This window comes from Candidatus Magnetominusculus xianensis (genome assembly GCA_001541255.1).
In the GTDB taxonomy this organism is placed as follows: Bacteria; Nitrospirota; Thermodesulfovibrionia; order Thermodesulfovibrionales; family Magnetobacteriaceae; genus Magnetominusculus; species Magnetominusculus xianensis.
In genome coordinates this window covers 27,342-51,254 of sequence record LNQR01000081.1, presented here as the reverse complement: position 1 = coordinate 51,254, position 23,913 = coordinate 27,342, and the positions used below count along the sequence as shown (strand labels likewise).

Here is a 23,913-nt window from a genome sequence, read left to right as displayed (position 1 = left end):
ATCTCCTGGCATCTCCTGGCATCTCCTGTCACCTATTTAGAATTTTAATCAATTCTCTGTTAACAACCTCTCAAACGACTTCCCCTGGTTAGAATTCTCAAGAAGGAAGCGCGGCAGCGACATCATGTTGTCACCGCTTCTGACCGGGCGCCGCTCGATAGAAAACGCAGCCGCATACCCTGCCTCAGACGCCTTGCCCATCAGATAGTCGTCGTATATCCCGAATGGCCACGCAAGCAGGTCTATCTTTGCACCAAACTCCTTCTCCAGCTTATCCTTAGATTTCTTTAACTGTGTCTCCACGAGTTTCTCGTATTCCTTCTGGTCTAGTTTCTTTTTTTCTCTCTTGAAATTTGGGTGCCAGTACGTGTGTGACTGAAAATCAAAAAGTCCCGTCTCTTTCAGCTCTTTCAATTGATTCCATGTCATGGCATATGAGGCGTTTGAGATTGCCGAAGGGTATATAAAAAGGGTAACAGGTACCTGGTATTTCTTTATAAGCGGCAGCATATCGGTATAGATAGACTTATGAGCATCGTCGGTAACGATTACCACTGCATGTTCCGGAAGGGGTTTTTTGTTTTTCAGGCTGTCAATCACCTGCCTAAGCGGGACTACGGTGTAGCCGTTTTGCTTGAGATATTTTAAGTGTGACTCGAAAACTGGTGTCGTTATAGTCATGCTGTCGGCAACGGTTGGCCCAAGCCGGTGATAGAGCAATATCGGCACCCCGGCCGCAGCTTTTTTAGTAGAGGCAGACGCCGCAGGAACGACAATCAACATAAACACAACCAGTGTTAAGGCAACCGACCATTTGATTCTCATACTAAAAATCCTCCTTGATATAATCTCAATGATAAACGAAAAATCATAAATTCTGCAAGCTATTTGTTTCGGTGAAAAAAATATTTGGCATTTTGGGAGTTTAGCAGACGCCATTTTTACTGATTGTTCAGCAGCACCTGTGAGTGGCTAAAATCAGCCGGGATAGTGGTAATGGGAAGTTTCACAGTAAATGTCGTACCGCGTTGTTGCTTGGTGCTGACGGTGATATGCCCGCCGTGCTTTGCGATTATTCCCTGGGATACTGAAAGGCCAAGCCCAGTACCCTTTCCCTTGGTCTTTGTCGTGAAGAATGGATCGAATATGTGATGAAGTATGTGGTCCGGGATTCCCTGCCCGAAGTCAGTTACTTTCACGGCCACAAAGTTGTCCTCATCAGCCATCGCTACTTCTATTTTCAAATGTCCTCCTTTGGTTGATACGTCGAGGGCATTTAAGAGCAGGTTCAGAAACACCTGTTGGAGCTGGTGTCTGTCGCCGTGTATGCGAGGGAGATTCGGCGCAATTTTTAGTTCTATATTTACGCCAGCAAGTTTTACCTGGCTTCCTGATATTTTTAATGTCTCCTCCAGCACATCTCCAATACCAATAGGCTCCATTATGCTCTCGCTCTCGCGCGCAAAGTCAAGCAGGTTGCGTACGATAAGACGCGCCCTTCCGGCCTCGTCAATCAGGTCTTTTATCATGTCGAGGCGTTCGTCGTCTGACAGTTCCAGGTAGTCCTCAAGGAGCATATGTGCGGTGAGCGTGATATTGTTAATCGGATTATTAAGCTCGTGTGCAACTCCGGCAGTCAATGTGCCCACGGCCCGCAGCTTGTGGGATTGAGAGATTATAGTCTGCTGTCTGTCATATTCCTTGACCAGTTGTTCAAGAACACCAGACAAGTCTGAGAATTCATCCCTGTAAAACGACGATGACTGAAATTTTGAGTGTCTGCTTGAGGATATCTGGCTCATATATACAGTAAAACGGTTTAGTGTCCTTAACACCCTGAAACCCAAAAGATGCAAAATAAAGGTTATAAACAAGATTAAAAATACCGCCGCATATATATGAACTACCCTGAACAAAAGCATTGACTTATCAAGGGAATCCCGTTCCTTTCTCATCAGCTCCTTTGCGACGATTACCATTTCGCCTCCGAGCGCCTGCAGCTCATCTTTTATTTTTTCCCGTCTGGCAGATAATTCAGCAGATGAGACGGTCACTGCCTGAAGGTCTTCGAGGGTTTCGAGCAGCTTGCCGTATTTATCGGTCTTCGACAACAGGTCATTGCTTCCTACTATCTTTTTGATTTCGCCATAGTGTTCTAAGAATAGGTCTTTCAACGCCCTTATATTTTTGATGGCATCCTTTAAGCCGACCCCATTCAGGAGAAAATCCTTCTCGTAGCTGCGCGCCTCTAATATATGGTATACATATTTATTTGATATCTCTACTACCTCCAAATTTCTATCCATCATAAGCAGCGTGATAACAAGCGCTATGCCGATGGAGAAGGCTATCAGGAAGGCAAATACGAAACCGATATATACATGCGCCTTAATTGTAAATCGTAGTACCCTGTCTGGTTTCCTTAATGAACTGTCACCGTCGTCTGAGGCGTCACGAATGGCCTGCCTTTCTACGGCAGCATCAAGGACGCGCTTAAGACGCTGCAGTGCGCATTTATACCATTTATCAAGACAATTGTTGAACATCACATCTCCACAATTTAGCCCACAATTTTGCGATGATTTGAAGAGCCTGCCAGTGTGCCGTCTCTTAATAAATAATGCATAGATTACTGCGGTTCATGAGAGAGGGTTAATTTTACGCCTAACGCTTCTGCTGCTTTTACGATTACCACTCGTAAGTCTTCCGGCTTGAACGGCTTTGCAATGAAATCAAAGGCACCTTTTTCCATCGCCTGACGTGCCAGCTCCATCATGGCATAGCCGGTTATCATGATTACCTTTGTTCGGCTCGATTTCTTCGTTACATACTCCAGCACCTCTATGCCGTCTATTTCGTCCATGCGAATGTCTGTGACTACTACGTCAAATTCCTTCTCGTTTATTCTCTTTATCGCCTTAGCAGGGCTCTCGAAGACCTCAACCCCACAGCCTAATTTCAGAATGGCAGGCCTCAGACGCTTGCCTACAATCGGCTCGTCGTCCAGAAGTAGTACTTCAAACTTACTGCTTGTCATCATCAACACTACATCAAAAGCTCCTGTGTTGTCAAGAAAAATATTGAATAGTACAGAGGAAGTGTACTGTAATAGGGGGCTGGTGAATAGTGTGTAAAATTATAACTGCTTTCTTTTATGCAGCGTTCCGCCAAGCACCTCATGGACGTCGAATATGCTGACAAAGGCATTTGAATCTATCTCTGAGACAATTGATTTCATCTTGGCTATTTCAAGTCTTGAGATAATTGAATAAATAATCATCCGTGACTGACCTGAGAATGCCCCCCTGCCCTGAAAAAATGTCACGCCTCTACCCAGGCGTGACATAAGCTCTTCTGCTATAATCTCTGCTCTTTGCGACACTATAAGCACGGCCTTAGTCCCATCGACGCCCTCTATGGTGATATCAATAACCTTAAATGCAAGCAAATAAGCCAACAGTGAGTACATTGCCCTGTCCCATCCAAACACCAGCCCTGCGCTCGATAATATAAATATGTTAAAAAACAGTACAACCTCGCCAACTGTAAACCCAGTTCTTTTATCCAAAAGTATGGCAACTATCTCTGTTCCATCCAAAGACCCGCCATACCTTATTATCAGCCCTGTGCCTATGCCCAGGAATATCCCCCCAAAAACCGCTGCAAGCAGCAAATCCTTTGTCAGCCCCGGCACAGGATGCAGCAGCGTTATCATCACCGACAGACAGGTTATCGCAAAAAAGGTTGAAGCTGTAAAAGACTTGCCAATATATTTATATCCTATCACAACAAAAGGCAGGTTCAGCACAAAGATAAAAACCCCAACAGGGTAGCCTGTCAGATACCCTGAAATAATAGACACACCTGTGACGCCGCCGTCTATTATGTTATTGGGTATTAAAAAAATCTCAAGCCCTACGGAAGCTATCAGTGCCCCAACAAATATCAGTATGTACTGCTTTAATATCAAAAATGTTTTGTTCATCTGCGGCAGTTACAGCTCTTACGCCCTATGATGTCTTGGATGTGACCTTAATAAAATATCTGTATATACGCCGGAAATCCCCCTTGAGCAGGGAGCGGAGACCTTTGGCAGCTATAATCGATGTCTCTCCAAGTCTGTTAAGTTCATTGTAGAGGCCGGTGAGTTTTTCTTTTTCTAACAGATTGACGAATACACCGCGTGACAGCAGGCTTATAATGGCGCGCGGCAGGCGTGAGAAGCCTGCTAAATACATCAGAAAATTTACATATGAACCGTGCGGCGTGTGCAGGTGTTTGGCATATATCTCCCGCCATTCGTCCTCTTCGGTCTGTATAATTTCATCGCGTCTTGCCTTGTTATATAGATCAGTGCCGGGGAAACACACCAGAGACGCACGCTTCAGCCAGAACGGACTTGGCAGCTTCAACACAAGTGAGAGTGTCTCAATTACGTCCTCCGGCTTTTCCCATGGGTTATCCAGGATTACGTGATAGCACGGGGGATATATCTTATGGCGGTATTTATGGAAAATCGCAGCGGCCTTGAGTATTGACTCCTCAGAGACGTTTCGCTTGTAAAGGTCCTTCGCCATTGTACTCATCGATTGAATCCCCATTTCTACGAACACGAGACCGGCATCTGTCAGGTACTGCATCTTTTCTTCTGTAACGGTCGAGGGGCTTGCCTGAATGTGAAATGGCAGACCGATGGTCTCTTTATAAATCTTTGAGAATTCCTTAATCTCCTCGTTCGAGCGGACTAAGAACGTGTCGTCAAAGAGAAATATGCTCTCAACAAACGGCAGCTCACGCTTGACCCATAGCAGTTCTTCCATAATATGGGCAAAGCCGCGCTTACGTAGGTAGCGCTGCCCTGTGTACATATCTGCCAGCGTCTTCTCTGCACAAAACGTGCAGTGGTGCGGACAGCCGCGTGTTGTCAGTGTCTTATATGAAATCGTCCGTTTGTATGAATCATTAAATGAACCCTCAAGGTGCGGCTCAAGCGGGAAGGAGCGCTTAAGCAGGTCTTTGGTCATAGGTTCAATAGATTTCTTTATATTGTCATAGACATAGTGCCCGTCAAGGGAAAAATCGTAGTGCGGCAGGTCGTCAAGGTTTTGTGTGAGCGGGCGCAGGGGATTGCGGATGACTGAGCCGTTTTTCCTGACGCAGAGGTTCTTAATATCTGAGTAATCCATACCCTGTTCAATACGGTTGACAAGCTCAAGGACGGCCTCCTCACCCTCACCAACACAGACAATGTCTGCAAAATTAAGACATTCTTCTGGCATCACAGTTGGATGTATGCCACCGACTGCCAGCGGGACGTCAAGGGCAGATTTAACCGCAGCGGCAAGCTGCATCGCCCTGTCAAGATAGTTGCTCATGAATGATATGCCGACAAGCCCTGAGCCGCGGCAGAGTTCTACAACTTGCTCGACAACGTGTTTGTCGTATTCGTATTTAAACCCATGGCGGTATTTGAATTTCTCAACACCGCCGGGCAGAAATATAAGTCTGACTTCCTTGCCATGCAGTTTTAAATACGCAGACAGGGCGCGAACACCAAAGGCAGATATATCCGGTGAGGTAGGTGCTAACAGGGTAATTGTCACCCGTTAAGTCCCCTTAAATATAAAGATGCCGTTTTATCGTCCAGAAGGTAATGGAGATACCGGCCTGTCAACATTCGCAATTCCCAATATAACATCAGTAGTAAGGTAGTATATCATTAGCAGCGTATTTTTTTCTACCTGCTGTCGGTGAAACTTTAGAGATGCTATAACCTCTTGATATATATAAAAGTAAAGACAAGACTCCCTATCAATGATAACAATAAGACACCAAGATGTATCTGCCAGATTGAGAAATTATCAACTACTGCATTGTTGTATGGGAATGCTGCCGCCGTTAGCATGTATGTCAGACTTGCGGCTATCAACGTCCAGCCTCCAAACCTGTTGCCCTTGTACCAGAAATAATCGCCTGAGAGCGTTTTTTTGTTTCTAACACCGTAGAAATTATTTCTGGGTATGATACCTATTACAAGCGGTACAGATATAAGCAGAATAATAAGGGCAGGTACGATAAACGGCTGGTCGAACACTCGTCCTCCTGTCAACCCTCTAACACTTAGAAAAATGCGAATCACGCAATATAGCGAATTGCCTATTTAATCATATAGTTCGGGGGGATGTCAAGCTGCGTGCAGGTAATTAGGGACGGTGCATGTTGATAGACTAATTCATCATCAATAAAATAGCAGCCCAAAAATGTTATACTATCGCTGCCATGAAACGCTGCCATGAAAAAAGTACTGTTGTACTCCGTTAAATAAATATCAGATGTGGGATGTGCTAAGATAATTGATATTGTGGGATATGGTAGATGAACAAGCACGAACTAGTTAAACGGCTGCCGCACGCTGAACCATTTATCTTTATTGAGAAGGTGTTGGAGATTGAAAAGGGGCAGCGCATTAAGGCATTGAAGGTGGTTACTGCGGGTGAGGAAGTGTTTAGCGCCTCAGCTGGCAGTGTTGGACAACAGTGTTTTCCTTTTGTGCTGCTTGTAGAGGCAATGGCCCAGGCCTCCGGGCTTGTCCTTGAAGCTGAGGAAATCGAAATGGCCTTTCTGACGATGATTAACGATGCACACCATGTCAAATCAGTTGTGGCGGGTGATGTACTCATCATAGAGTCGGAGCTTATTAAGAAATTCCCCCCCTTGTATATCTTCAGGACAAATGTCAGCGTTGACGGGCAGACTATCTCAACGGCTGAAATAACACTGACGTCTATTACAAAGCGCAGCGGTCAGATACAGTACTAAGACACGGTACTAAGGGATTTTATAATACTCCTTGTACCATGCGACGAATTGTTCGACCCCGGCGTCAAGCGGCGTAGACGGTGTGAAGCCTGTGTCTCTGGTGAGTTTCTCTATGTCGGCGTATGTCTCTGCAACATCACCTGGCTGCATCGGCAGGAGGTTTTTCTCTGCCTTTCTTCCAAGGGTGTCTTCGATTATTTCAATAAATTTTAACAGGCCGACAGGGTTGTTGTTGCCGATGTTGTAAAGTTTATACGGTGCATAACTTGATGATGGGTCTGGGTTTTGGGCGTCCCATTCGGGATTAGGCGCGGGGATGCGCTCAATCAGCCTGAATACCCCCTCTACGATATCGTCTATATAGGTAAAGTCACGCCTCATGTCTCCGTAGTTAAAGACATCAATTGGCCTGTCCTCAAGGATTGCCTTGATAAACAGAAACAGGGCCATATCAGGGCGTCCCCACGGGCCATAAACAGTGAAAAACCGAAGCCCAGTGCATGGAAGCCCATAGAGGCTGCAATATGTGTGAGCAAGCAGTTCGTTTGATTTTTTTGTCGCTGCATAAAGCGAAACTGGATGGTCAACGTTGTGGTGTACTGAGAAAGGAATGTGTCTGTTTGCCCCATAGACTGAGCTTGACGAGGCAAATATGAGGTGTTTTACTTTATTGTGCCGACAGCCCTCAAGCACATTGGCAAAGCCCAATATATTGCTGTCAATATAGGCGCGGGGATTTTTTATAGAATAACGAACCCCTGCCTGGGCTGCAAGATTTACAACATAATCGAATTTCTCCCCGGCAAAAAGCCTCTCCATGGCGGCTATGTCGGAGATATCCAGCTTTATAAATCGAAAATTCTCCGCACCCTCAAGCAGCTTAAGCCTGTCATGCTTTATTCGTACATCGTAGTAGTCGTTGAGATTATCTATGGCTATGACCTCAAACCCGTGCGTTATCAATCTCCTGCAAAGGTGAAAGCCTATAAACCCTGCCCCGCCTGTTATCAGTATTTTATTCTTAGTCATTTAGCTCCTATTGCGGTTTTCACCTTGTTGTTAGTTGTGGCGGCAGAGAAACTGCCATAATCTATTGTCATCATAATACCGTGTGTATATGCTAAACCATTGTGGTTCATCCTGTCAATGTTTGTGCAGCAGGTTGTCCCGCTAAAGTAAAAATGTCCTCGTATGTTAGGGTAAGCGTGTATGTTATTCTATGGAGAAAATCATCCTATGTTGAAATGCGTTTGCCCTGGGATTAGAGTCAATATTGACTATAGCCTTATAGTAAAGATATGATAATACACACTGCTGCTTTGCAGTTCTTATTAGAGAGGTGAAACAGTGATAGAACTAACTGAACAACTGAAAAAAACGATAGATGACATGGATACAGTCCCAATCGTAATAACCCAGGTTGACCCGGATGCAATAGGTTCTGCAATGCTTTTGCGTTATATAGCCATGAAGTTAGGCAAAGACGTAACAATATACTACTGCGGACACTTCGGGCATCCTCAAAACCGTACCATGTTTACGCTGTTTGACCTTGGTTCCATAATGTTTCCTATCAAGGAAATGCCTAAGGAAATCAAGTCCTGCGCTCTTGTAGACTCCTCTATGGTAAACGATTCGCGTCTTATGGGACGCGTCATAGACCCAATAATAATAATCGACCACCATGATACCGACTTGAAGACCAGAGAGGAATATGATGAAAACGGATTTATCCTGATTGAAAGAATAGGCGCAGCAACAACCCTGCTTGCAGAGCTGCTCTTTTCGATGGGCTATACACTACCCAAAAACAGCAAAGAGGCAACCCTGGGGTCACTTGCCGTATTCACTGATACGAAAATGCTTATAAACGCAACCGAACGGGATGTACTTGCGTACTCCAAACTGCTTGAGCTTGCAGACAAAGAGGTATTTCGCCAGTTGCAAAGCTATCCCCTGCCACAACGCTACTTTGAACACTTCAAAGAGGCTGTCAACAACTGGAAGATGAAAGAAGGCAGACTTGTGACCGGCATCGGCTTCGTCTCCTCTAAAGACGCCGACCAGTTGGCAATCATTGCAGATAGTCTTATAAGAATGCCTGAAATTCAGGTGGCCGTCACATGGGGAATCGTCGATAACTCCATCGTAAGAATCTCGGCCAGATGTACTGATCCTTCCATGTCATTCCACGATTTTTTGACCGAACGCTTCGGTAAAAACAGCGGCGTTAAGACATCATCTGTGGGAGTTGCAGAGGGCGGGGCATTTATCAAGCTGCCATCAGGGTTTTGGGCCGGAGATGAACTAAAGGGCGAGTTGATTTCCCTTGTGAAGCGAAAAATGGACCATCTTATCCTTGAAGAATTATCTATCAACGAGCGAGCCAACGTCAGAGACAACGACATGGGCGAGGCAAATTCCTTCGATATATGAGGGCCGAAACTCGTTATCAGCCCTCGCTGCAATCTTCCACAGGACATTCCTTATTCCTGTAGAATTCGTAATACAAAAGCGGCACGGCAATAAGCGTCAGCAGTGTAGCGCTCAGTGCCCCGAACATCATTGATATGGCAAGTCCCTGAAATATCGGGTCAAACAGCATTACCACAGAACCGACAAGCACCGCTGCCGCAGTCAGCGATATTGGCATAAAGCGGACCGCCCCTGCCTTTATTATGGCGTCTGAGAGGTTACCGCTTTCCTTCCAGTCGTGCTGAATAAAGTCTACAAGCAATATGGAGTTACGCACGATTATACCGGCAAGGGCAATAAACCCTATCATGCTTGTAGCCGTAAAAAACGCCCCCATAATCCAATGCCCGGGCAGTATCCCAACCAGAGTCAACGGTATTGGCACCATAATGATTACCGGCGTTAAGAAGTTCTTAAACCACCCCACAACAAGCACATAAATCAATATCAACACCGCTCCAAAGGCTATCCCCATATCTACGAACACATCATAGGTTATCTGCCACTCTCCATCCCACTTTAATGAATATCGTTTCTCAAGCCAGGGCATCTCAGAAAAATGCTGAGTCAGCTCATACCCTTCGCTTAGTTTTAATGCCTTTACTGCATCTTTCATTTTCAATATCGCATAGGCGGGGCTTTCCTCCTTTCCCGCCACATCACCTACGACATAGACAACTCGTCTGAGGTTTTTGTGGAAAATGGTCTTGTCCTCTGTGGTGCTGACTACGTTGACAAGCTCAGACAGAGCTACTAATTTCCCTGATGCGCTGACAACGGTCAGCCCCTTGAGTTCGTTTATGCCTGAGCGCTTGTCCCGTGGGGCCTGTAAGTATATCTCAACCGGCTCTTTGGATTTATCATCGTGAATAAGCCCCGACGCTGTGCCCCCAAGAAATACGCGCAGCGTTGAGGCAGCCGCCTCAGGGGATACCCCGGCCACTGCCGCCTTGGTCTTGTCTATTTTAAGTATGTACTTCTCTGCATCCGCCTCGACAAACCAGTCCACATCGACAACACCCGGAGTATTCTCAAATATTTCCTTTACCTGTTTAGCAAGCTCAGTCTGTCTCACAGGGTCAGGGCCATACAGCTCTGCAACAAGTGTACTGAGTACCGGGGGGCCAGGTGGGATTTCAGCTATTTTTACATTTGCGCCGAATCTCTTTGCCAGCTCCTGAATCGGGCCGCGTATGCGCTTGGCAACATCGTGGCTTTGTGCCTTGCGACTGCCTTTTTCGACGAGGTTTATCTGAATGTCTGCCTGGTTTGGCTGCTGCCTTAAGTAGTAGTGTCTGACCAGCCCGTTAAAATTAAACGGCGCTGCCGTCCCGATATAAAGCTGAAAGTCCTTGACCTCGGTAACAGTACGTATGAACTCTGAGATAGCGCGGGTTGCCGCCGCGGTCTGTTCAAGTGTCGTCCCGGCAGGCATGTCTATGATTATTTGTATCTCACTCTTGTTGTCAAAGGGAAGCATCTTCACAGTTACCAGCTTAAGCGGCAGCATAAGCAGTGTCAGCATAAGCAGCCCTGCAACAGACATAAGCCCCACAATCCTGTACCCACGGTGCTGGATTAACGGCCTGAGCATCTTTTCATAGAATGCCAGCATTGTCTTGCCCTCTGTCTTTTCAGAGCGGCCGCCATGCTTAACATTTCTTAAGACCTTATAGCTCATCCACGGCGTAACAATAAAGGCAATCAAAATAGAAAATATCATCGCCGCAGACGCCCCCACCGGTATGGGTCTCATATACGGCCCCATCAGCCCGCTTACGAAGGCCATCGGCAGCAGTGCCGCAATTACCGTAAACGTGGCAAGTATGGTCGGATTGCCTACTTCGTCAACCGCCATTACCGCCGTTTTTATGCTTGCCCCGCCTGTTTTAAAATGCCTGTGGATGTTCTCAACAACCACAATGGCGTCATCGACGAGGATTCCTATAGAGAAAATCAGGGAAAACAGCGTTACGCGGTTAAGTGTATAACCATAGACATATGTTACTAAGAGCGTCAGGGCAAGTGTAACCGGTACGGCAACGGCCACTACAATAGATTCCTTCCAGCCCAGTGTCAGCGCTATGAGAATAATAACCGACAATGTGGCTATCATCAGGTGGTCAAGGAGTTCATTTGATTTCTCTTCTGCAGACTCACCGTAGTTTCTGGTCACATTTATGTCGATGTCTTTAGGGATTATCCAGCCCTTCATCTCCTGCGCCTTTTCGATTGCCTTTTTAGCTATTGTTGTAGCGTTTGAACCGCTCTTTTTAGCCAGTGAGACGGTAACGGCCTGACGTATATCAGCGTCTGACTTATCGTGTGCTGGGGCAGTGCCGGTGAATACATAGTTAGCCGGGTCTTCAGGGCCGTCAGTGATTGTGGCAATGTTTTTTAAATATATGGCAGAAGTGCCGCTTGTGCCAACCACGAGATTGCCCACATCTTCGGCGCTTTTTAAAAACCCTCCTGTTTCGACGAGGACTTCTTTGTTATCCTTTTGGAACGTGCCGGAGGGAATCTGGGTGTTTGCTGTATTAAACATGTTTATAATTGAAAGCGGTGAAATGCCGTAGGCACGGAGCTTGACGGGGTCTATGGACACCTTAAGCTGCCTTCTTTGTCCGCCCGTGATTGTTATCTCACCGACGTTGGGGTCTTTTTTCAGCTCGTTAGCCATTTCTGCTGCGACTTGCCTGAGCTGGTAGCCATCATATTTTTCACCTGAAATCGTCAGTGTAAGAATTGGGACCTCGTCTATGGACTTGGGTTTCACGAGGGGGTTCGAAACACCAGGGGGGATTTTGTCATAATTAGACATCAGTTTGTCGTAGAGTTTGACGAGGCTTCGCTCTGTATCCTCACCGACATTAAAGCGCACGATTACCATACTCACGCCGGGCCGGGTTATGGAATACACATACTCAACTCCATTGATTTCATAAAGCAGTCTCTCCATCGGGCGGGTTACGCGCTCTTCTACTTCTTTGGCCGATGCCCCGGGGTACATCACCATAACATCAAACATGGGGACTATGATTTGCGGTTCTTCTTCGCGCGGGGTTACAATGATGGCAAATATGCCGAGAACCAGCGAGGCCGCCACTAATAACGGCGTCAGCCTTGAGTTTATGAAGGCACCGGCAATTTTCCCGGAGATGCCAATCTTTTCCATTTATTTAGCGCCTTGCGCGTAGCCGGTTATCTGCCCGCCGTCAACTGCCGTGCCTGCGGTAATGATCTCTTCGCCGTCTGTGAGGCCAGAGAGGACTTCCAGCGTGCCTGTCGCGGCAAGTTTTCTGCCGGTAGTAATCAGCCTGTATGTTACAACGCCGTTACTATCAACGACATAGACGCCGCGCAGTTGTCCTTTTTCCACGATTGCACTCTCCGGTACATCAATGGACTGGCGCTGACCACCCCTGATTGCCGCTACTGCATATAGACCACTGCGTAAGCCCTTTTGCGCAATAGCGATTTTAACTGAAAATGTCCTCGCTGTGGAATCAACCAGCGGGCTTATCTCTGTAACAGTGCCCTTTGTTTTAAGCGGCGGGGTGCTGAGTGAAAGATCAACCTGTGTGCCCTTTTTTATATCTGAGGCAAGGCCCTCGTCAACATTAATAATTACATTAAAGCTGGAGGGGTCTTCCACTGTTATAAGCGGTACGCCGGGGGCGGCCATAGCGCCCGTGTCAACCATTTTTTTCCCGACGATACCATTAAACGGCGCTGTAATCTTTGTATAGCCGGAAAACACGTGCGCCTCGCCGAGGGCAGACCGTGCGCGCTGGTGTGCCGCTGATGCCTGTGAGTATGAGATTGCTGCCAGCTTTCTCTTTGTCTCTACCTCGTCGAACTCCTGTCTGGATATGGCCTTGTCCTCGTAGAGTTTTTTGAATCTCTCATAGGTTGTGTCTGCAAGTTGTTTATTCTCCTTTGCCATGTTAAGGCCCGCCTCTGCCTCCGCCTCCCCTGCTTGTGCCTGGGCAGATTTATTGGCAAACTCACCAGCCCCGATAGTAAGCAGCGTTTGACCTGCCTTAACTGTGTCGCCCTCTTTGACGGCAATGGACTTTATCTCACCCATAATCTTTGAAGACAGTGTGGCAACGTTTTCGGCCTTTACTGTGCCGCTGATTTCGTAAATGTCATTTATGGTGCTTTTTGTTATCTTAGCGGTCTTAACGGCCGTAATTGTAGGACGGGGTATCTCCTTATTTCCGGGCTTAATCTTCTCGCCGCAGCCATATGTGAAAATAACGCTTATTAATATTGCCGTAAAGAAATGCCTTATCATTGATTCCTCCCTGAATTATCGACTCCGAAAAACTCTAAAATCCTGCCGCCTGTGTATTCAAGCGTTGCAGTTGACACAAGATACTGTCCCTCTGCAGCGGCAGCATCAGCCCTTACCTTATCGAGGGCAGTTTGAGCGTCTATCAGTGAGACCATTGGGGCAAGGGAATTGGCGTAGCGTTTTTCGATAAGCCTTACGCCCTCCTCTGCGGCACTGAGGGCATCGCGCGTTAGAGAAAGTCTCTTCTGAGACTCATCCAAAGACATCATGGCCTCATAAACCTCGTATGCGGCCTGTTTTTTTATCCCATTGAGGTGTTCGCCTGCCTCAGCGGCCTCAAGTCTTGCCTTTGCCAGTTGAGCCTCCCGTCTGAAGCCGTCAAAGACATTTAGTTTCATATATACACCAATCTGATAGCTCTTACCCTCGTCGCCAAATGGGTATCTGTGTTCGTTCAACTGATAATTACCACTGAGGGCAAGCGTGGGGAGATATTCGGCCTTCGCTATTGAAACGGATTGTTGAGCATTCTCGCGGTTTTTCTCCATTGCGGCTATATCTGCGCGGGTGAGTGCGCCCTTTAGATATACTTGTGTTGGGGCAGCCGGGGTAAAGGCGATTTTCTCATCGGCGCTGTCATAGGGCTGGTCTGCTCCTATTATCAGGCCAAGAGAGCGCTGTGCAAGACTTACGTTTTTCTCTGCGGTAACTATACGCATCTTCACCTCTGACATGGCAGTCTGTGCCTGCAAAACATCTGAAAGAAGCCCTGTGCCGGAGTCAAGTCGCACCCTGGCTATGCGCAAATGTTCTTTTGCATCCTCAAGACCTTTTTCTGCCGCTGACTTATATGCCTTTGCCGTTTTAACAGCTGTGTATGCCTTAAACACATCGAGGACTGTCGTCTCCTCAAGACGCATCTGCTGAAATTCCCGGCCTTCAGCCCTCGTTTTGGCCATATCTATGGCGATATATGCCTTCATGGAAAATACGGGCATCTCGAATTGAACAGTTGTGCGATAGTTGTTGATAGGGGCTGGGTTTTTTAAGTTGGATAAATCGGCACTGGTAAAGCGTCCCTGGTCAAGTTTAGACATAAAGAAATATGTCGGGTTGTTGGTGTTGCTGTAGCTCTCTTCGACTTCAATCTTTGGCAGCAGGCTTCCCCATGCTATGGATACATCTTTTTTGAGGGCCTCAGCCGCCCATCTTCCTGCCCTTACCCGGTGATTGTCCCTGAGGGCAGTGGCGACAGCCTCTTTGAGGGTTATGACATTTGACGAGTGTTCACTGTTTTCACAGTACGCAGGCAGCGCATTAAGCAGCAGCGCTAAGGCAATGACGGCTACATATTTTAGGCTTTGTTTAAGCATTTTACTTATCAAATCTATTACATAGCAGATATATTTGTCAACTTATTCCAGCAACAGCAACTCTATTGCTACAATTTTGTAGTATTTTTGCTGGAAGTCGCATTTTTGACAATCCATGCGAATAGGAGAATGGCGTATTTAGTGGGTTTAAAAGGCATTTATGCGAATCCTTACTATATATAGGGTATGTGCAAAACAAGAGGAAGTCATTATGAATATGAATGATTAAAAAAAAAGAGTACAGCTTGGTGGTATAAGGACGATCTCAATAAAAGAACCACCATTAATCTCTAAAATAAAGCATTTGACAACTTTTTTGCAGCTATATTATAATAGACCATGAGTGAACAATCTAAACCAGATGAAGATAAAATTCTCTTTGAGATTAATGGTCAGTGGGTCTATATCGTAGATGGATGGGACTTAAGGAATGGGTTGCCTGAAGTAGTAAAGTATGGAATATTAGAAACTGATATTCGTAAACGTTCAGAACGTGGGCAATCTGATGAATTAATTCGCTTCTTTATGTTAGTTACAACTGGTTTGATCATGGCCAAGCATGTTTTTTCGGGGCTGAAAAGAAATTTATTCTGTGATAATTGTATGGAGGGTGATAGGCAAAAATATATTCATTCATGGAAGCCTAAAAAAGACTATGAGATAAATCCTGAAGGATTTGGTCCCTATGGTAATAAAGTAAAAGAATTTGATGCTCCTAACAATCGTGTATTTGTGGTGATAACATCAAAAAACAAAAATCATATAAATCAGTTTCCTATTATAAATGGTTGGATAGAACAATGGAACTGGGTAGAGGAAGATGCTGTGCTTGATGGTGCGCCTTTAAAATGGGCTGATAGATATGAAGAAAAAATCTTTTCAAGAGAGGAGGAGAAACTATGACAATGGCTGAAAAATCAAAATGGGATGATGAGCTTGAAAAGCTTTTGAAAGAGTATCCAATGCATCCTTTTCGTCCACTTGCGTATTACGATAAGCACTTAGATTGTATTCGTGTTCAAGTAAAGGAATGTAGTTATACAGAGGAGAGGATAAATCGTTTTTTTACTCTATGGTATGCGAATCACAGCGAACCCAATAACTGTATCGGATTTACAATAAAGGGAGTAGCACATATCTTTGTAAAAATGGGGCTTCCGAAAACTTCACCGACCCCTATCGTGAAAGTATTAGATACAATATTGAAACTTTATCCTGAGCAAACGGTCAATGATACTGTTGAGCAAATCAGGGGATGTTTTACAAGTTTTTTGCAGCTACCTGTAGATGAGTTGTCTTATACGTGATTGTCTAAATATGCATTGATTTTGTAGGTTTATATATTCAACTATCTCCACGATAGTTGAATATATAAAGGGGTGTTTAGACTGTTTGATTTATAGTCGCAGGGTCTTTGCTCAATCGTTAAATATTGCTGTGTATTTTTGCTTTAACCTGACATACATATTGACTAAATCACTGAAATAAAATAAAATACCGGCATGGCACGAGGAAGCAAGGCTGATATAGTCGAAGATATAGCGTATAAGATAGGGCTTCAGAAGACAGAAGTGCGCGATATCTTTGATATAATTATAACCCTGATAAAAGAGACCCTGACAGATGGCGAGTCTATCAAGATACCTAATTTTGGTACGTTCTCTGTTAGAACTAAGAGGGCACGCTCAGGCCGAAATCCAAAAACTGGTCAAGGCATAGAGATTGCTCCAAGAAGAGTTGTGGCGTTTCACCGCTGCAGCAAACTGGCAAAATCCGTAAACAATGCGGAAGCCGTTATTAATGAAATCAGTAAGGTAGGTGTTACTTCTGAGAGAAAGAGACCACACAGAAAACATGACTGGCCTTCCCTGTGGGCGGAGTATCAGGAAATGAAAGAACAAAACCCAGACCTGACCGACACGGAGTTTGGCCGGTTGCATGGGATATCAAAGACGCTCTTAAGTGCGCGGCTTAAGCAGTTCAAGCAGGCACTCAAGACAATACCTCGTGACCGTGACGGTTAAGCCCATTGGTTAAGCTACAGTTTAGGGGAGTCTTACCTAATAATTTCAAGTTTATTCCGGTTATTTTGGCAATAGTCCTGTCCTCGGTATTATATCCATCAGGGGATTGTTTCCCAGCGGTTGAGCCTACTCTCGTTAAACGTCTTTGTTTCGGCCCGCCTCGTCTGTTTGCTCCAGGGGGTAAGGAGAATATTAAAAAAATTCTCCATTGGAAGCGTATATTCAGCGAAGAAGACATCGACTACGACACGAGACTTCTAAAATATAAAAAAAATAACGGCATTGAACTAAAAACCTCTTACCAAAATCTCATCGCAGGCTGGCACAGGTTACTTGAAGACGACCACCTGTCGATGATTCACGATAAATGCCAGGACAACGATGTCCCACCTGAGATTATATTTTTGGCTCTGGCCGAATCAATGTGGAACAAAAACGCCGTCTCTTCCTCCGGGGCAAAGGGCTACTGGCAGTTTATGCCCGCTACGGCCAAATCCTACGGCCTTATCAATTCCCGCTCAGACCACAGGGCACACCCCGAACTAAGTACCGATGCTGCCATACAACTCCTGAAAGACAACTATGATTTGACAAAGGGCTGGGACAGGTTATATAAAATTAACCCCAAAACAGTATCCAATAATGACCGCTGGCTCTGGGCATTCTGGTCATATAACAGTTCGCCAAGCACCGTAGCACGCTACTACAATAAACTACGCGGAAAACCTGCTAACTTTGCCCTCCACTCAGACAGCTATGAAAACGCAAACTATGTCAATAAAATATTCGGCATCAGAGAGGCCCTCAGGGCTTACATGAAAAAATCTGCCTTGCGTAAGCCTGCCTCCCCTGCCGATACGCTCTACGCCCAATACCTCAATACATGGTTTGAAATGCCCATGCCTGAGCGCCTCACCACCCTTGAGGAAATCAAACGCCAGTATCTTGTACAAAAGAAGCCCCATAACAAAGTCCCGCCCGATGTCTTAAAACAAATTTGGCGTATCAACAAGATTCTGTCTGCTGTTTAGTAGAATGAGAAACTCACAATGAACAATAAACGTACAATATTAATCTCCATGGCGCTTGCGGCACTGTCGTGTTTCGTTTACCTGCCTGTGTTCAATAATGACTTCGTCAGTTATGACGACTATGTCTATGTAGCCGAAAACTATAGGGTCAAAGATGGATTTACGAAAGATGGTTTAGTGTGGGCATTTACAGATTCATATGATTCAAACTGGTTTCCACTGACGTGGTGTTCACACATGCTTGATGTTGAGCTTTTTGGATTGAACCCGGCTGGTCATCATCTGACCAGCGTACTTATTCATGCTCTCAGCGCATCGTTTTTATTTCTTTTTCTTTATCACACTACAGGAAGCGCCCTCCCCAGCTCCCTTGCTGCTGTGTTATTTGCCGTTCATCCTCTGAATGTTGAGTCAGTTGCATGGGCGGCTGAGAGAAAGAATGTCCTGTCCACATTTTTTTGGATTACTGCCGCCTGTGCATACGCCGGTTATGTGAGGCGGTATAGTGCCGGGCGGCGCAGTGCAGCGTTTTTTACCGCCGCGTTAGCGTTATTTATATTCGGGCTTATATCAAAGCCTATGCTTGTTACGTTTCCATTTGTCTTGCTGCTCATAGACTATTGGCCGCTGCAGCGGTTTACAGGCACGGCAGTGTTCAGGCGGTCAATACTTGAAAAGCTCCCGTTTTTTTTCTTTACTGCGCTGTTTATCTTCATAACCCTGCGCGTGCAGCACGCCTCGATTGCCAGCTTCGAGATACTCCCTTTAAATATCAGAATTGCAAACGCCTTCACTTCCTATATTTCATACATAGGCAAGATGCTTGTGCCAACTCATCTGGCCGTTATTTATCCATATTTTGCGTTAAAGTCATATCTGCCAGCAATAGGTTCGGCGGTGCTGCTGATTTGCGTAACAGTCGCCGTGATTATACTTAGAAAGCCGCGGCCATATCTTGTCATAGGCTGGTTTTGGTATCTGGGGACGATGGTGCCTGTGATTCAAATCGTGCAAGTGGGGCTTGCCCCTATGGCTGACCGGTATGCCTATGTGCCTATGATTGGGATTTTCATTATGTTTTCATGGGGGTTGTGGGACCTGACGGCAATCAATTTAGAGGGGCAGCGCCGTCATATCCTTGTTTTTATGTCAATCTCGATACTGGTTACAGCCGTTTTCAGCGCCTTTACGTGGAGACAAACCGGTTACTGGCGGGACTCAGGCACACTATTTAAGCACGCCCTCGATGTGACCAAAAGCAACTACGCAGCCCATAACAGCTACGGCGTTCACCTGTTAAAGCAAAACAGATTTGACGAGGCACTCGTAGAGTTTTACAAGGGGCTTGAGATAATGCCCTCTGACCCGCTCCTTAATTTCAACGCATGGAGTACGCTTACCCATCTTGGAAAGGACGATGAGGCCAAAAGGTATTACGACAAGTCGCTGCCTTACTGGAGAGAAGGCCGTCAGCCTCACCTGTATAAACTCCTTGCCATTTCCTATATGAAAGACGCCAACTACGGCGAGGCGGCGCTATATTTCAGGAAATCGCTTGAGCTTAATCCCAAAGACCTCGATGTTATCAACTACCTCGGGCTTGTCCTCATGTATACGGGTAAAAATGACCAGGCGCTTTCGTATTTTAACCGGGGCCTTGCCCTTAAGCCCGGCACATGGGAGATGGTCTTCAACAAAGGACTTGCGCTAATGGCGCTGGGAAGGGCAGCCGAGGCCGCGGCAGCCTTCAGAGAGACACTTGCCATTAATCCTGACTATTCACCAGCCAAAAATAAACTCGAACTGATAGAAAAATATACCGGACAGGGGGCATTACCAGGGGGATCAATCAATGAGCGGTAGAAATCTGAGGATGCCGGTAATTGCTGCCCTCTGCCTTGTGACGTTTGGGGCATATTTTACACTCAAGGACTGCGGCTTTGTAAACTATGACGACTATAAATACGTAATAGACAACTATAACATTCAGGGCGGGCTTACCCTGGACGGCGTCCTGTGGGCGTTGAAGACTTCCTATTTCTCATATTGGCACCCGCTTACGTGGATTTCACATATGGCCGATATATCGCTCTATGGACTTAATCCGCATGGTCACCACCTCAGCAGTCTGCTGATACATGTTGGGGCAGTGACGGCTGTGTTTCTTTTCCTTAACTATGCAACGGGAAGGCTGTGGCAGAGCGCCCTTGTGGCCGCGCTCTTTGCGCTTCATCCTATAAATGTGGAGTCTGTGGCGTGGGTGTCTGAGAGGAAAAATGTGCTGTGCGCGCTGTTCTGGTTTATTACCGCTGCGGCATATGTGTATTACGCCAGGGGGCCTGCGTTCAGCCGTTATGTCATTGTTCTTTTGTGTTACCTATTTGCCCTGATGTCTAAGCCAATGGCCGTAACTCTGCCGGTTATGATGCTCATTCTTGATTATTGGCCGCTTGCCAGGGTTAGAGGCAATGGTAAGATGAACGGGTTGTTGGTCTTAGAGAAGCTGCCATTTTTTGTGCTTTCGGCGCTTTCCAGTGCGCTGACAATATACGGGCAGGCAAAGAACGAGGCCGTGGCGTCACTTACTGAGTCATCTCTGTGGTTTCGCCTCTCAAGCGCAGCGCTTTCATATATGACATACTTAGGGAAGGCCTTTTGGCCGACAGCGCTTTGCGTGTTTTATCCTTATAAAGAGATCAGCTCGCCCTGGCCGGTGGTGTTGTCTGCCGCTGCCCTTGTGGTAATCACGGGGGCTGCCGTTTGGATTAGAAAGACACAGCCTTATGTATTAGCAGGCTGGCTCTGGTTTTTGGTAACGCTTGTCCCGGTGCTTCAGTTTGTCCAGACCAGCGCTGCCCCTGTTGCAGACCGCTATGCGTATATACCATTTGCTGGTATTTTTATAATTGTCTCATGGGGGATTTTCGATTTCTTTAAGAATAACAGGACAATCATACCGGTTTTTGCCGCTGCCCTGCTCCTGCCCCTTGCGCTTTTGACATACAGGCAGACTGGTTACTGGAGAGACACCGGCACGCTTTTTAAACACGCCATCGATGTAACAGAAAATAACTTTCTGGCTTACAACCTTTACGGCACACACCTGTTGTCAACCGGAGAGACAGACGGGGCCATAGAGCAGTTCACGCGCGCCCTGAGAATCCTGCCGGACTATCCTGCCCTGAATTTCAACATGTGGAGCGCCTTGATTATAAAGGGCAAAAAGGCAGAGGCAGCGCCATATTTCGAGAAATCCCTGCCTTATTGGGCAGTTGAGGGTGAGTCCTCTGTGTTTAAACTGGGACTTTCCTACTTAAGGCAAAAGAACTATGACACGGCGGTCGAGTTTTTCTTAAAGGTATTGGTAATAAATCAACAAAATAAACTAATATATAAGTACATAGGGATGGCGCTAATGGGACTACATAGATATGAGGACGCCCTTGCATATATAGACAAGGGCCTTGAGGCATCGGCAGACAACTGGGAACTGTATTTTCAAAAGGGCCTTGTGCTAAAAGAGATGGGAAGACGTGAGGACGCCGTGTTGAACTTCAAAGAGGCGCAGCGCCTGGCACCCCATAGCCAAAATCCAGGGCCAAATATAGAAACTATGCTTAAATCGGTACAAACCCAGTGACTACTGAAAATACCGGCTACGTACCGGAAAAGGTATTCCTGATATTGGGGATTGTCTTTGGCCTGTTGTTTGTATTTGTAGTGCCGCCGTTTCAGGCCCCTGATGAGACAAACCACTTCTACCGTTCGTATCAACTGTCAGAAGGCAGGGCCTTGGCTGAGAGGCGTGGAGGCGATGTTGGGGGTATGCTGCCCGAGTCCCTCATCAAAACGGCAAAGACCCTATCTAAGGACATCCCCGGCCACCCGGAAAACAAACAGGAGGTCAGTGAAATCATCGAGGCGTTTAAAATACCAATAGACGAAGGGCGGAGGGCGTTCATTAACTTCCACTACACGGTACTCTATAGCCCTGTACCGTTTATACCACAGGCTGCGGCCATATATGCAGGGCGCCACTCAGGTTTTACAGTGCTATGGTTAGTCTACGCTGGCAGGGCTGCCAATCTGTTCGTATGGATTTGCCTGATGTACCTGTCAATCAGGACAGCGCCCGCGTATAAGTGGCTGTTTGTGTTTCTTGCCCTGATGCCATTGTCGCTGTTTCAGGGGGCGTCGCTGTCTGCGGATTCCTTTACCAATGCCGTCTGCTTTTTATTTACTGCCACAGCGCTGAGGGCGGCTTCTGACAAGGAAAATCTTAAAAAGAACCTTTTAATACTGTTTTTACTTTCTTTACCGCTTACGATGTCAAAACACGCGTATTTTCCCCTGCTGTTGTGCTTTTTTCTGATACCAAAGACCTTTTTCCCATCGGTAAGGAGTTACAGGGCTGCCTTTGCCGTATTATTCATAGTGAACCTTTCACTCAACCTCTGGTGGTCATCGAAGGTGGACTATCTCGTAGTGGCGTACAATAACGGCCTTGACGTATCACCGGAGAGACAGTTGAGCTATGTCTTAGGGCATCCGTTTACGTTTGCGGAGACGTTTATCAGGACAATTGTGAGGCAGTGCCAACTGGGTTGGTATACAGTTGTGGGGAAGATGGGGTGGCTGGATACGAATATGCCAGTGGTATATCAGGCCTCTTACGTGTGGCTGTTAGCGTTGAGTGCGTTATTTTCTGCACCTGAACCGCTTAAAGTCAGTACAACAAAAAAGCTGGTAATCTTTACGGCCATATTGTCGTGTGTCCTGCTGTTTTCCACATCAGAGTATCTGATTTGGACGCCTGTGGGCAGTCCCTACATTGACGGTCTGCAGCCGAGGTATGTGATACCGCTTCTGCCGCTGTTGTTTATTTTATTGAGCAATAATATCTTTGGACATTTATTAGTGAAGCGTCATCTCGTAGAGTTATTTTTGGGCGCTTACCTGTTGTTTTCTCTGATGCTAGCGCTATTTGTAATAGTAGTAAGGTATTATGTGCAGATAGAATGAGAATGATATAAATGAACATTTTTATAAGGCTGCTCAGGCCAAAGCACTGGGTAAAGAACATGTTCCTGTTTGCCGCACCGTTTTTCGGGGGTGAGCTGTTAAGCCATGAAACGCTGGGCAGTGCCCCGGCTGCGTTTCTGGCGTTTTCCTCAGCCGCAAGCGCCTCATATATTATTAACGACATTGCCGACAGGAAGGCTGACCGCCTGCATCCGGTAAAAAAACTAAGGCCGATTGCCGCAGGGGAGGTCTCACTGGCATCTGGCGGCGTGTTGGCTGTACTACTGCTTACGGGCTCAGCAGTTACGGCATATTTTATTGATTATGTGTTTCTTTCATATATGGGGATTTATCTGGTGATACAGGCGTGTTATTCTATGTACTTTAAGAACACTGCCGTGTTGGACATCTTTTGTATAGCGTCGGGATTTGTAATGAGGGTGCTTGCCGGTGGGGCGGCATTTCATGTGCCTATATCGGATTGGCTGTTTCTGGCGATGTTTATGATTTCACTGATGCTTGCAACTGGCAAGAGGATTGGTGAGCTTAAACTCCTCAATGAAAATGCCGCTGCACACAGGGAGAGCCTGTCCGGGTTTACACCGGCGCTGCTTAATGATATTCTCCTGATAACCGCCGCGTCGTCGCTGGTCTTTTACGCTGTTTACACGATAGAGCAGTACAAGAATTTTATATACACTGTACCCGTTGTAACCTTTGGGCTTTTCAGATACCTGATGCTTGCCAAAGAGGGCAGGGGCGACCCGACTGACGCCATGACAGGAGACAGGTGGCTTGCCCTGACAGTGATATGCTGGCTCCTGTCCATTGGTATAATAAGATATGCAAAACTGGAGGTATTTTAA

Annotated in this window: 20 protein-coding genes; 10 read left to right on the top strand and 10 right to left on the bottom strand. The window is 46.3% G+C overall.

What is annotated here, in order from left to right:
- Positions 1–48 precede the first annotated feature (48 nt).
- The 6 genes from ASN18_RS11705 to ASN18_RS11680 form a co-directional block, all read right to left on the bottom strand.
- The gene (locus ASN18_RS11705; protein ID WP_085052931.1) at positions 49–825 is read right to left on the bottom strand and encodes a polysaccharide deacetylase family protein; all 777 of its coding nucleotides are present in this window, start codon (positions 823–825) and stop codon (positions 49–51) included.
- 116 nt (positions 826–941) lie between these two features.
- Positions 942–2,546 (bottom strand): sensor histidine kinase, encoded by a 1,605-nt coding sequence (locus ASN18_RS11700; RefSeq protein ID WP_085052930.1) that lies wholly within the window; start codon positions 2,544–2,546, stop codon positions 942–944.
- A gap of 83 nt (positions 2,547–2,629) precedes the next feature.
- On the bottom strand, positions 2,630–3,040 hold the full coding sequence (locus ASN18_RS11695; RefSeq protein WP_157072957.1) for a response regulator: 411 nt from the start codon (positions 3,038–3,040) through the stop codon (positions 2,630–2,632).
- A gap of 96 nt (positions 3,041–3,136) precedes the next feature.
- Positions 3,137–3,985, bottom strand: coding sequence for a YitT family protein (locus ASN18_RS11690; protein WP_085052929.1), 849 nt, complete (start codon positions 3,983–3,985; stop codon positions 3,137–3,139).
- Positions 3,986–4,010: 25 nt separating this feature from the next.
- Entirely contained in the window at positions 4,011–5,603 is a 1,593-nt protein-coding gene (locus ASN18_RS11685) for a B12-binding domain-containing radical SAM protein (protein WP_085052928.1), read from the bottom strand.
- 164 nt (positions 5,604–5,767) lie between these two features.
- Entirely contained in the window at positions 5,768–6,094 is a 327-nt protein-coding gene (locus ASN18_RS11680) for an SdpI family protein (protein WP_236861705.1), read from the bottom strand.
- 281 nt (positions 6,095–6,375) lie between these two features.
- Here ASN18_RS11680 and ASN18_RS11675 point away from each other — a divergent pair, with 281 nt between their 5' ends.
- A complete protein-coding gene (locus ASN18_RS11675; RefSeq protein ID WP_085052926.1) occupies positions 6,376–6,819 on the top strand; it encodes a 3-hydroxyacyl-ACP dehydratase FabZ family protein in 444 nt (147 codons plus the stop codon).
- Positions 6,820–6,828: 9 nt separating this feature from the next.
- On the opposite strand, the gene ASN18_RS11670 is transcribed toward ASN18_RS11675, so the two are convergent.
- Entirely contained in the window at positions 6,829–7,848 is a 1,020-nt protein-coding gene (locus ASN18_RS11670) for an NAD-dependent epimerase (protein ID WP_085052925.1), read from the bottom strand.
- 318 nt (positions 7,849–8,166) lie between these two features.
- On the opposite strand from ASN18_RS11670, the gene ASN18_RS11665 reads away from it, so the two are divergent.
- Entirely contained in the window at positions 8,167–9,255 is a 1,089-nt protein-coding gene (locus tag ASN18_RS11665) for a DHH family phosphoesterase (protein ID WP_085052924.1), read from the top strand.
- 16 nt (positions 9,256–9,271) lie between these two features.
- Here ASN18_RS11665 and ASN18_RS11660 read toward each other — a convergent pair whose 3' ends face one another.
- The 3 genes from ASN18_RS11660 to ASN18_RS11650 are packed head-to-tail and all read right to left on the bottom strand — an operon-like array spanning position 9,272 to position 14,970.
- Positions 9,272–12,472 (bottom strand): efflux RND transporter permease subunit, encoded by a 3,201-nt coding sequence (locus ASN18_RS11660; RefSeq protein ID WP_085052923.1) that lies wholly within the window; start codon positions 12,470–12,472, stop codon positions 9,272–9,274.
- Positions 12,473–13,597 (bottom strand): efflux RND transporter periplasmic adaptor subunit, encoded by a 1,125-nt coding sequence (locus ASN18_RS11655; protein ID WP_085052922.1) that lies wholly within the window; start codon positions 13,595–13,597, stop codon positions 12,473–12,475.
- Complete coding sequence (locus ASN18_RS11650) at positions 13,594–14,970, bottom strand: TolC family protein (RefSeq protein ID WP_085052921.1); 1,377 nt, start codon at positions 14,968–14,970, stop codon at positions 13,594–13,596. Before ASN18_RS11650 ends, ASN18_RS11655 begins: the two co-directional genes overlap by 4 nt.
- 339 nt (positions 14,971–15,309) lie before the next feature.
- Here ASN18_RS11650 and ASN18_RS11645 point away from each other — a divergent pair, with 339 nt between their 5' ends.
- From ASN18_RS11645 to ASN18_RS11610, 8 genes are all read left to right on the top strand, one after another.
- Positions 15,310–15,873 (top strand): hypothetical protein, encoded by a 564-nt coding sequence (locus tag ASN18_RS11645; RefSeq protein WP_085052920.1) that lies wholly within the window; start codon positions 15,310–15,312, stop codon positions 15,871–15,873.
- 2 nt (positions 15,874–15,875) lie between these two features.
- The gene (locus tag ASN18_RS11640; protein WP_157072956.1) at positions 15,876–16,277 is read left to right on the top strand and encodes a hypothetical protein; all 402 of its coding nucleotides are present in this window, start codon (positions 15,876–15,878) and stop codon (positions 16,275–16,277) included.
- Positions 16,278–16,472: 195 nt separating this feature from the next.
- Complete coding sequence (locus ASN18_RS11635) at positions 16,473–16,994, top strand: integration host factor subunit alpha (RefSeq protein WP_085052918.1); 522 nt, start codon at positions 16,473–16,475, stop codon at positions 16,992–16,994.
- Positions 16,995–17,059: 65 nt separating this feature from the next.
- Positions 17,060–18,025 carry a transglycosylase SLT domain-containing protein gene (locus ASN18_RS11630; RefSeq protein WP_085052917.1) on the top strand — a complete coding sequence of 322 codons (966 nt, stop codon included), beginning with the start codon at positions 17,060–17,062 and terminating at the stop codon, positions 18,023–18,025.
- Positions 18,026–18,043: 18 nt separating this feature from the next.
- Entirely contained in the window at positions 18,044–19,888 is a 1,845-nt protein-coding gene (locus tag ASN18_RS11625) for a tetratricopeptide repeat protein (RefSeq protein WP_085052916.1), read from the top strand.
- Positions 19,878–21,665 (top strand): tetratricopeptide repeat protein, encoded by a 1,788-nt coding sequence (locus ASN18_RS11620; RefSeq protein ID WP_085052915.1) that lies wholly within the window; start codon positions 19,878–19,880, stop codon positions 21,663–21,665. The genes ASN18_RS11625 and ASN18_RS11620 overlap by 11 nt, the downstream gene beginning before the upstream one ends.
- The gene (locus ASN18_RS11615; RefSeq protein ID WP_236861704.1) at positions 21,662–23,047 is read left to right on the top strand and encodes a DUF2142 domain-containing protein; all 1,386 of its coding nucleotides are present in this window, start codon (positions 21,662–21,664) and stop codon (positions 23,045–23,047) included. The genes ASN18_RS11620 and ASN18_RS11615 overlap by 4 nt, the downstream gene beginning before the upstream one ends.
- Positions 23,048–23,058: 11 nt before the next feature.
- Positions 23,059–23,913 carry a decaprenyl-phosphate phosphoribosyltransferase gene (locus ASN18_RS11610; RefSeq protein WP_085052913.1) on the top strand — a complete coding sequence of 285 codons (855 nt, stop codon included), beginning with the start codon at positions 23,059–23,061 and terminating at the stop codon, positions 23,911–23,913.

Excerpts from the sequence above, each read along its gene's own strand:
- ASN18_RS11705 (WP_085052931.1), bottom strand. The coding sequence starts at position 825 with ATGAGAATCAAATGGTCGGTTGCCTTAACACTGGTTGTGTTTATGTTG.
- ASN18_RS11700 (WP_085052930.1), bottom strand. The coding sequence starts at position 2,546 with ATGTTCAACAATTGTCTTGATAAATGGTATAAATGCGCACTGCAGCGT.
- ASN18_RS11695 (WP_157072957.1), bottom strand. The coding sequence starts at position 3,040 with ATGATGACAAGCAGTAAGTTTGAAGTACTACTTCTGGACGACGAGCCG.
- ASN18_RS11690 (WP_085052929.1), bottom strand. The coding sequence starts at position 3,985 with ATGAACAAAACATTTTTGATATTAAAGCAGTACATACTGATATTTGTT.
- ASN18_RS11675 (WP_085052926.1), top strand. The coding sequence starts at position 6,376 with ATGAACAAGCACGAACTAGTTAAACGGCTGCCGCACGCTGAACCATTT.
- ASN18_RS11670 (WP_085052925.1), bottom strand. The coding sequence starts at position 7,848 with ATGACTAAGAATAAAATACTGATAACAGGCGGGGCAGGGTTTATAGGC.
- ASN18_RS11660 (WP_085052923.1), bottom strand. The coding sequence starts at position 12,472 with ATGGAAAAGATTGGCATCTCCGGGAAAATTGCCGGTGCCTTCATAAAC.
- ASN18_RS11655 (WP_085052922.1), bottom strand. The coding sequence starts at position 13,597 with ATGATAAGGCATTTCTTTACGGCAATATTAATAAGCGTTATTTTCACA.
- ASN18_RS11650 (WP_085052921.1), bottom strand. The coding sequence starts at position 14,970 with ATGCTTAAACAAAGCCTAAAATATGTAGCCGTCATTGCCTTAGCGCTG.
- ASN18_RS11645 (WP_085052920.1), top strand. The coding sequence starts at position 15,310 with ATGAGTGAACAATCTAAACCAGATGAAGATAAAATTCTCTTTGAGATT.
- ASN18_RS11640 (WP_157072956.1), top strand. The coding sequence starts at position 15,876 with ATGGCTGAAAAATCAAAATGGGATGATGAGCTTGAAAAGCTTTTGAAA.
- ASN18_RS11635 (WP_085052918.1), top strand. The coding sequence starts at position 16,473 with ATGGCACGAGGAAGCAAGGCTGATATAGTCGAAGATATAGCGTATAAG.
- ASN18_RS11625 (WP_085052916.1), top strand. The coding sequence starts at position 18,044 with ATGAACAATAAACGTACAATATTAATCTCCATGGCGCTTGCGGCACTG.
- ASN18_RS11620 (WP_085052915.1), top strand. The coding sequence starts at position 19,878 with ATGAGCGGTAGAAATCTGAGGATGCCGGTAATTGCTGCCCTCTGCCTT.
- ASN18_RS11610 (WP_085052913.1), top strand. The coding sequence starts at position 23,059 with ATGAACATTTTTATAAGGCTGCTCAGGCCAAAGCACTGGGTAAAGAAC.